Source organism: Geobacter sp. PheSNFMC (assembly GCF_059620965.1).
Window position 1 is genome coordinate 22,785 of the sequence record NZ_JCAMRN010000052.1, and the last position, 6,933, is coordinate 29,717.

The 6,933-nt window shown below is 63.3% G+C and carries 10 protein-coding genes and 1 riboswitch; all 10 genes read right to left on the reverse strand.

The features are described from left to right. Positions 1-6: 6 nt before the first annotated feature. Entirely contained in the window at positions 7-498 is a 492-nt protein-coding gene (mog, locus tag AC6CDK_RS12450; RefSeq protein ID WP_039643227.1) for a molybdopterin adenylyltransferase, read from the reverse strand. Further along, the gene (moaC, locus tag AC6CDK_RS12455) at positions 495-977 is read right to left on the reverse strand and encodes a cyclic pyranopterin monophosphate synthase MoaC (RefSeq protein WP_192905463.1); all 483 of its coding nucleotides are present in this window, start codon (positions 975-977) and stop codon (positions 495-497) included. The genes mog and moaC overlap by 4 nt, the downstream gene beginning before the upstream one ends. Before the next feature lie 12 nt (positions 978-989). Beyond that, positions 990-2,207 carry a molybdopterin molybdotransferase MoeA gene (locus AC6CDK_RS12460; protein ID WP_192905464.1) on the reverse strand — a complete coding sequence of 406 codons (1,218 nt, stop codon included), beginning with the start codon at positions 2,205-2,207 and terminating at the stop codon, positions 990-992. Then, on the reverse strand, positions 2,162-2,902 hold the full coding sequence (locus tag AC6CDK_RS12465) for an energy-coupling factor ABC transporter ATP-binding protein (protein WP_192905465.1): 741 nt from the start codon (positions 2,900-2,902) through the stop codon (positions 2,162-2,164). The genes AC6CDK_RS12460 and AC6CDK_RS12465 overlap by 46 nt, the downstream gene beginning before the upstream one ends. A gap of 6 nt (positions 2,903-2,908) precedes the next feature. Continuing rightward, positions 2,909-3,595 carry an ABC transporter permease gene (locus AC6CDK_RS12470; RefSeq protein WP_014551933.1) on the reverse strand — a complete coding sequence of 229 codons (687 nt, stop codon included), beginning with the start codon at positions 3,593-3,595 and terminating at the stop codon, positions 2,909-2,911. Positions 3,596-3,667: 72 nt separating this feature from the next. Continuing rightward, the gene (locus AC6CDK_RS12475) at positions 3,668-4,477 is read right to left on the reverse strand and encodes an ABC transporter substrate-binding protein (protein ID WP_192905466.1); all 810 of its coding nucleotides are present in this window, start codon (positions 4,475-4,477) and stop codon (positions 3,668-3,670) included. A gap of 28 nt (positions 4,478-4,505) precedes the next feature. Continuing rightward, positions 4,506-4,889 (reverse strand): molybdenum cofactor biosynthesis protein MoaE, encoded by a 384-nt coding sequence (locus tag AC6CDK_RS12480; protein ID WP_192905467.1) that lies wholly within the window; start codon positions 4,887-4,889, stop codon positions 4,506-4,508. A gap of 79 nt (positions 4,890-4,968) precedes the next feature. Further along, positions 4,969-5,087, reverse strand: a riboswitch (molybdenum cofactor riboswitch). 69 nt (positions 5,088-5,156) lie between these two features. Then, entirely contained in the window at positions 5,157-5,999 is an 843-nt protein-coding gene (locus AC6CDK_RS12485; protein WP_192905468.1) for a HesA/MoeB/ThiF family protein, read from the reverse strand. 3 nt (positions 6,000-6,002) lie between these two features. Beyond that, on the reverse strand, positions 6,003-6,227 hold the full coding sequence (locus AC6CDK_RS12490; protein WP_192905469.1) for a MoaD/ThiS family protein: 225 nt from the start codon (positions 6,225-6,227) through the stop codon (positions 6,003-6,005). A gap of 83 nt (positions 6,228-6,310) precedes the next feature. Continuing rightward, on the reverse strand, positions 6,311-6,933 hold a 623-nt coding region (locus AC6CDK_RS12495; RefSeq protein WP_496639853.1), incomplete at its 5' end, for an aldehyde ferredoxin oxidoreductase C-terminal domain-containing protein.

A 6,933-nucleotide genomic window follows, 5' to 3' on the forward strand; every position in this document is an offset into this window, starting at 1 on the left:
GTTGTTTCAGTGTGCCGGGGCGCAGTCGCGGGTGTTGCCCTGGATTTTTTCAACGGCGTGCGGCACGGCCGGCCAGACCGCTTCCAGGTTTTCAACGGCGCCACGGGGACTGCCGGGGAGGTTGATGATGAGGGCGGTTCCCCTGATCCCGGCCACGGCCCGGGAGATCATGGCGTTGGGGGTCTTCTGGAGGCTCCTCATCCGCATCACCTCGCCGAAGCCGGGGATGAGGCGATCAAGGATCGTCATGGTGGCATCGGGGGTAACGTCCCGGGGGGAGACTCCGGTGCCGCCCGTGGTGAGGATCAGGTCCGCATCTCCCGCGTCGGCCCATGCGGCGAGGCGGGCGGAGATAAGGTCCGCCTCGTCGGGGATGATCTCCGTGCGCACCGTTTCGACGCCCCGTTCCGCCAGCCATGCGACGAGGGCCGGGCCGCTGGCGTCGGCCCGTTCGCCCCGGGAGCCCTTGTCGCTCAGGGTCAGAATCGCCGCCTTCATTGTGCTTCCTCCCTCTGCCAGGTGCCGCTCTTGCCCCCCTCTTTGAGGAGAAGGCGGATCTGGCTGATGGTGATTCCCTTGTCGGCACCCTTGCACATGTCGTAGATGGTGAGGGCGGCCACGGCCGCCGAGGCCATGGCTTCCATCTCCACACCGGTCCGCTCGAAGGCCCGCACCGTGGCTCTGACGGTGACGGTGCCGCAGGCCTGGTCGGTATCGAAATCGATTGCCGCATGGTGGATGGCCAGCGGGTGGGAGAGGGGGATCAGCTCCGGTGTTTTTTTGGCGGCGGCGATGCCGGCGATCCGTGCCACGCCCAGGACATCGCCCTTGGTGGTCCGGCCGGCCAGCAGGCCGGCCAGGGTGTCCGGCTGCATTGACACCGTGGCGGCGGCCGTAGCGGTGCGCAGGGTCGGCTGCTTGCCACTCACGTCCACCATGATGGCCTGGCCCTGGTCGTCAAAATGGTTGAAAGACATACGTGATTCCCCCTAGCGTTCCAGCATCGTAACGTCATCCCGCAGGATCATCATCTCCACCTCGCTTCCGGCCGGGACGAACGAGGCCTCCCGGGGAAGCAGCACCAGGGCGTTTGCGTTGACCATGGTCCTGAGAATGCCGGTGTGCTGCTCACCGGCGGTGGATGCCACCAGTCGGCCGTCCCGTTCCGTTGCCCGTACCCGGAGGAAGTTTACCTTGCCCGGCTTCTTGCGCGCCTCCTCCAACAGGGTGGCCTTGACAAAGGGGCGCACCACGCGGGAGTGTCCCATCATCCGCAGGAGCGCCGGACGGACGAATATCTCGAAGGTGATCATGGTGGAGACCGGGTTGCCGGGGAGGGAGAAGACCGGTACGGCGCCATGCATGCTGAAGGCGGTGGGACCGCCGGGTTTCATGTCGACCTTCCAGAAGAGCTGCTCGGCCCCCAGTTCGGCCAGGACGTCACGGACCACGTCCCGGTCGCCGGCCGACACGCCTGCCGAGGTGATGAGGGCGTCGGCCCTGAGCCCTTCGGCAAGTTTTTCCCGATGGCTTTCCCGGTTGTCGCGGGCGATGCCGATGATGACCGGTTCGGCGCCGCACTGGCGTACCGCGGCTGCCAGGGACAGGGCATTGGAGTTGATGATCGTGCCCGGCGCGGGGGATTCGCCCAATTCGACCAGTTCGTCGCCGGTGGACAGAATGGCGACCCGGGCCTTGCGGAATACCGGCACCAGCGCCTTGCCGAAGGATGCGAGCATGCTGATTTCGGGGGGCTGGAGCAGGGTGCCGCGGGGGACCACGATATCGCCCGTGGCGACATCTTCTCCCTTGAAGCGGATGTGCTGGCGGCGCGCGACTGCTGCCATGATCCGGACCGTGCCGCCTTCGTCTTCGGTTTCTTCCACCGGCACCACCGCGTCGCAGCCGGGCGGTACCGGTGCGCCGGTCATGATTCTGATGACGCAGCCGGGCTCCACCGGGCCTTCGGGCCGGCCGCCGGCGGGGATATAGCCCGTAACCTTCAGGGATACGGGAACCTCACCACAGTCGTCGGCGCGCACGGCAAAGCCGTCCATGGCGGAGTTGTCGCAGAGGGGCATCTCCCAGGGGGCGATCAAGTCCTCGGCAAGGACCCGGCCGACGGCCTCCAGGATACCCACCCGCTCGACACCGAGCGGCGCTACGCGATCGAGAATAATGCTGCGGGCTTCGGTGAAAGACGGCACAATTCATCTCCTTCGCTGCTGGATAATTTGACGCCCGTAAGCGGGTTGGCCAGTTCGCCCGCCACCAGGTGAATGCGGTCTCCACCCAGCCGCTCCGCATGCTCCGGGTCGTGGGTGGTCATGATGACCATGGTCCCGTCGGCCGGCAGACCGGCGATGATGGAGGTGAGGAGCTCACTCGTTGCCCGGTCGACGTTGGCCAGGGGCTCGTCCAGAAGCAGGATGCTCGTTTTGAGTGCCAGCGCCCTGGCCAGGGCGACCCGCTGGGCCTCTCCGCCGGAGAGCTCACGGGAGCGGCGATGGCCGAATCCGCCGAGACCCACAAGGGTCAGGGCACTCTCGACCCTGCTCTTTAATTCTTCACCGTGGACGCCGCGAAGTTTGAGGCCGTAGGCCACATTGGTGAAAACACTGCCGGTGAAGAGGTACGGAGACTGGTGCACCAGCGTGACTTGGCGCCGCAGGTGCTGAAGTGAGCCATTGTTCCAGCGCACCGTCCGGTCGCCGAAGACGATTTCGCCGCTTGTGGGTGCCGCGAGGAGAGCCAGGTGGGAGAGGAGGGTGCTCTTCCCGGCACCGTTGGCGCCGGTGAGGGTATAGATCCTGCCGCTGCGCAGCGTGAGCCGGTCAATGGCAAGGACGGTCCGGCCGGCGTAGGTAGTGCGTATATTGGTGAGCCGGATGCATTCGCTCATGGTCTGTCACCTCTGCTGCAGGGCGTTGAGAGCCATGTTGACGATCAGCGCGACCGCCATGAGGATGAGCCCCAGGGCGAGCCCCAGGGCGAATTCCCCCTTGCCTGTCTCCATGGCGATGGCGGTCGTCATGGTCCGGGTATGGCTCCGGATGTTGCCGCCGAGCATCATGGCAACTCCCACCTCGGCGATAACCCTGCCGAAGGCGGCAATGAGCGCGGCCATGATGCCGAAGCGCATCTCCAGTACCAGTCGTCGAATGCTTTCGAACGGCCCGGCGCCCAAGGTGAGGGCGGTGGGAACGATGCGGGGATCGGCACCCTTGATGGCACTCATGGTCAGATTCGCCACGATGGGGATGGCCAGGAGCGTCTGTCCCACGACCATGGCCCAGGGTGTGAAGAGAAGGCCGAATTCGCCCAGGGGACCCTGGCGGCTGATGAGACTGTAGACGAAGAGTCCCACAACGACCGTGGGCAGGGCCATGAGGGTGTTGAGCAGCGTCACCGCCGCCCGCTTGCCGGGAAATTCCGCCACCGCCACCATCACACCCGTCGGCACGCCGGCCAGGGCCGCGAACAGGGTCGACCAGAGCGATACGACGATTGATACGGTCACCGCGCTGACCACGTCCGGGTCGCGGGAGGCAATGAGCTGGAGAGCGGTCGTAAGGGATTCGGAGTAAAAGTCCATGGCTGCGGATGAGAGCGAACCGCTGACCGGTCACGGATACCCCCGGTCAGCGGTTCAATGCTATGATGATTTCTATTTCTTGTAAATAAAGAAGACCGGTTCGCCGTGGGCCTTGTAGTCGGAGATGGTCTTCAGCCCCTCCGGGCCGGTGATGTAGTCGATGAGTTTCATGGCCAGGTCATACTTGACGTGGGGGAATTTTTTCGGATTGACGGCCATGATCCCGTAGGGGTTGAAGAGTCCTTTTTCACCCTGGAACAGAATCACAAGATCGGTTTTGGCACCCTTGAAGGCATTGTATGTCCCCCGGTCGGTCAGGGTGTAGGCGCGCCGCTCGGTGGCCATCGTGATGACCGGTCCCATGCCCTGGCCCGCTTCCACATACCAGTCTCCTTTAGGATCAACGCCGGCGGACTTCCAGAGGTCAAGTTCCTTGGTATGAGTGCCCGACTTGTCGCCCCGGGAAATGAAGGAGGCTCCTTTCGCAGCGAGCAGCTTCAGGGCCTCTGCGGCTGTCTTCGCCTTGGCGATGCCTGCCGGGTCGTTTTTCGGGCCAATGATGACGAAGTCGTTGTACATGACGTCTTTGCGGTTCACTCCGAATCCGTCGGCCACGAACTTGTCTTCCAGCTTGCGGGCATGGACGAAGACCACATCAACATCGCCCGCTTCGCCCAGCTTCAGGGCCTGACCGGTACCCACGGCAATCACATCGACCTTGACGTTGTTCTTCTTCTCGAACGGGGGAAGAAGAACTTTGAGCAGTCCCGAGTCCTGGGTTGAGGTTGTGGTGGACATTTTGAGGCGCTCCTCGGCACCGGCAACGGTAACGAGCATGAGGAGCGCAACGAGGGTTGCCGCGAACGAACGATACATTTTCATGGGCGAGTCTCCTTTTGGTGGATTGCTTCTACTCTGCAAATTGCTCCCGCTTGTGAACGGTCGACATTTTCTTGAGACGGGCGATGCCGTGCCGGCAGGCGGAAAAAGCGTCCTCGCTGTTGGGGGAGCTTGCGGCCACAAGAGAGATGATCTCTCCGACGCCCAGGCAACCCTCCCGCCTGATCAGAAGAACGTCTTCCAGTTGCCACTGCTGGCGCAACTCGGCGGAGATTGCCTCGAGTTCCTCGATCGCACCAGCGTCGAACCGGTAGTCGATGCAGGCGGTGGGCGCGCTGTTGCCGGCGTCCTGTTTCACCACGGCGTAGTGAAGGACAATCGAGCCTGAAGTCCCTTTTGAGAGAAGCCCATAGGCAGTTGTGGGGTCGATGGGGGTGTCGGTAATGATGACCATGGTTGTGGCTCACCTCGCAGTCAGGATAATCCGCACACAAAAAAAGCCTCCTGCCGAATGGAAGGAGGCCCTTGGACGCATGGCGACCGGGGAATCTCCTTTCCAAAAGGGAGGCGCCGCCGTTTCCAGCGGAACCCGTTGGCCGGGCGCCATAGGTTGTAACCTTGCAGGCGCAGCGGCTCGGAGAGATGTTACTCGAATATGCTACCCATGATGTATGCAACCGTCCGGTCTGTCAACCTTTTCCTGGCAGCAGTACGTATTGCGCTACTCTCCCACCGCCGCAGGCGCCGGTTCGAGCAGTACCTCATCGAACTCCATGTCGAGAAGGTTTACGAAAATCATCCGGTTACGGAGCGATTCTCCTTCCCCGAGCAGGATCTTGCATGCTTCCGCCACCTGGAGGCTCGCCACCACGGCTGGGGTGAAGGACGGGTTGCCGAGGCGGGTTTCAATCCCGCGCGGCTCCGACCAGCTCCCGAAGAGGGAGGGGGAAATGTCGTCGCCCGGCAGTTGTGAGGCGATCTGCCCGTACCAGCCCCCTATGGCACCGTGTACGAGGGGGATTGAAAGCTCACGGCAGAGGTCGACAAGTTCCAGGCGGGTGGTGATGCTGTCCAGACCGTCCAGCACCACGTCGGCCCGAGTCAGGATCTCACGGCCGTTTTCCCTGGAAAACGCCACCTGGAGAGGCGTGATGGTTACAGCGGGGTTTATCTCGGCCACGCGCTCTGCGGCGACTGCTGACTTTGACCTGCCGAGCAGTGCCGGGGAGGAGAGGATCTGGCGGTTCAGGTTGTGTTCCTCGAAGATGTCTGGATCCACCACCACCAGGTTTCCGACCCCGAGGCGGGCCAACTCTTCCACCAGGTAGCCGCCGAGGCCGCCGCTGCCGATGATGACTGCCCGGCTCCGGAAGAGGTGGAGCTGCCTTTCCACGCTGATGGTCTGGCGGTTCCGCTGATAGCGTGCCGGCATCAGGCCGTGGGTCAGGGCTGTCTCCTCAACCCGGCCAAGGGTGAGGCCGAACCGCTCGGCAGCCCTGACCTGGGCCGCCCAGGGGAAGAGGTCTCCCGTTGCTTCAGCCGCGATGAATTCGAGCAGGTCCATCGGTTACCCTCCTCCCACCAGAGGGAACAGCGAGAGGGTGTCCCCGTCCGAGAGCCGGTGGTCCAGCTTGGCGTGCCGACCGTTGACCAGCACGATGCCGATGTCTTTCTCCGGAATGCTCAGCCGGTTTGCGATGTCTGCGGGGACTGTCCCCGGCTCGCACTGTTTCCTTGCCGCGGTAAAACGTCCGATGCGGAACATGGCAAACAGCTTGACAGTGATCTCCATGGTGACTCCTTCAACGGCCGGCGGATCGTTTGTTTTCCGGGCGCGGACACGAGGATGTGTCCGCGCCGTGTTCGCAGGTGTCCCTAGAAATTCCAGAATTCGTCGATCTCGGCGTCGGTGAAGTCCCACACGGCATTATGGGGCGCCACCGGCTCGGTCTTGAAGAATTCCGGCAGGCGGTCGTGCTCTTTGGTGAAGCCTGCCTCGATGTTGAATTGCCGCTCGGTCTTCAGGATCTGCTTGCCCAGGTTGGTCACGTCGTCGCCGGTCAGGTTGATGCCGAAGCGGGCATTGATCATGTCGATCAGGGCCGGCAGGCACTCGGGGATGTCCAGGGCCGGGAAGGCGATGAAGATGCACATGCCGGTGGAGTCCACAGCCGCGGTGGCAATCTGCAGATTGCGGGAAAGCTCCACCTGTCCGTCCTTTTTCAGGGGGTCCACAAAGCCGCCCACATTGAGGATGTTCGTGGCGATGGTGTAGCCGGCGGTGTGGTCGGCCCCCATGGTGCTGGTGGCGTAGGTGATGCCGATACCCTTGATTGAGCGGGGGTCGTAGGCCGGAATCCCCTGGTTCTTCACCACCGGAACGCGGGTGATGCCATAGGCCTTGCCGACTGAGGCCGCGCCACCGCCGAGGATCCGCCCCAGGGGGCTTCCCTTGCCGATTTCGTCCTTCAGCAGGCGGATGATCCCCTTGCCGTCGC

Coding starts and splice junctions, on each gene's coding strand:
- mog (WP_039643227.1), bottom strand. CDS start 498: ATGAAGGCGGCGATTCTGACCCTGAGCGACAAGGGCTCCCGGGGCGAA.
- moaC (WP_192905463.1), bottom strand. CDS start 977: ATGTCTTTCAACCATTTTGACGACCAGGGCCAGGCCATCATGGTGGAC.
- AC6CDK_RS12485 (WP_192905468.1), bottom strand. CDS start 5,999: ATGGACCTGCTCGAATTCATCGCGGCTGAAGCAACGGGAGACCTCTTC.
- AC6CDK_RS12470 (WP_014551933.1), bottom strand. CDS start 3,595: ATGGACTTTTACTCCGAATCCCTTACGACCGCTCTCCAGCTCATTGCC.
- AC6CDK_RS12465 (WP_192905465.1), bottom strand. CDS start 2,902: ATGAGCGAATGCATCCGGCTCACCAATATACGCACTACCTACGCCGGC.
- AC6CDK_RS12480 (WP_192905467.1), bottom strand. CDS start 4,889: ATGGTCATCATTACCGACACCCCCATCGACCCCACAACTGCCTATGGG.
- AC6CDK_RS12490 (WP_192905469.1), bottom strand. CDS start 6,227: ATGGAGATCACTGTCAAGCTGTTTGCCATGTTCCGCATCGGACGTTTT.
- AC6CDK_RS12475 (WP_192905466.1), bottom strand. CDS start 4,477: ATGAAAATGTATCGTTCGTTCGCGGCAACCCTCGTTGCGCTCCTCATG.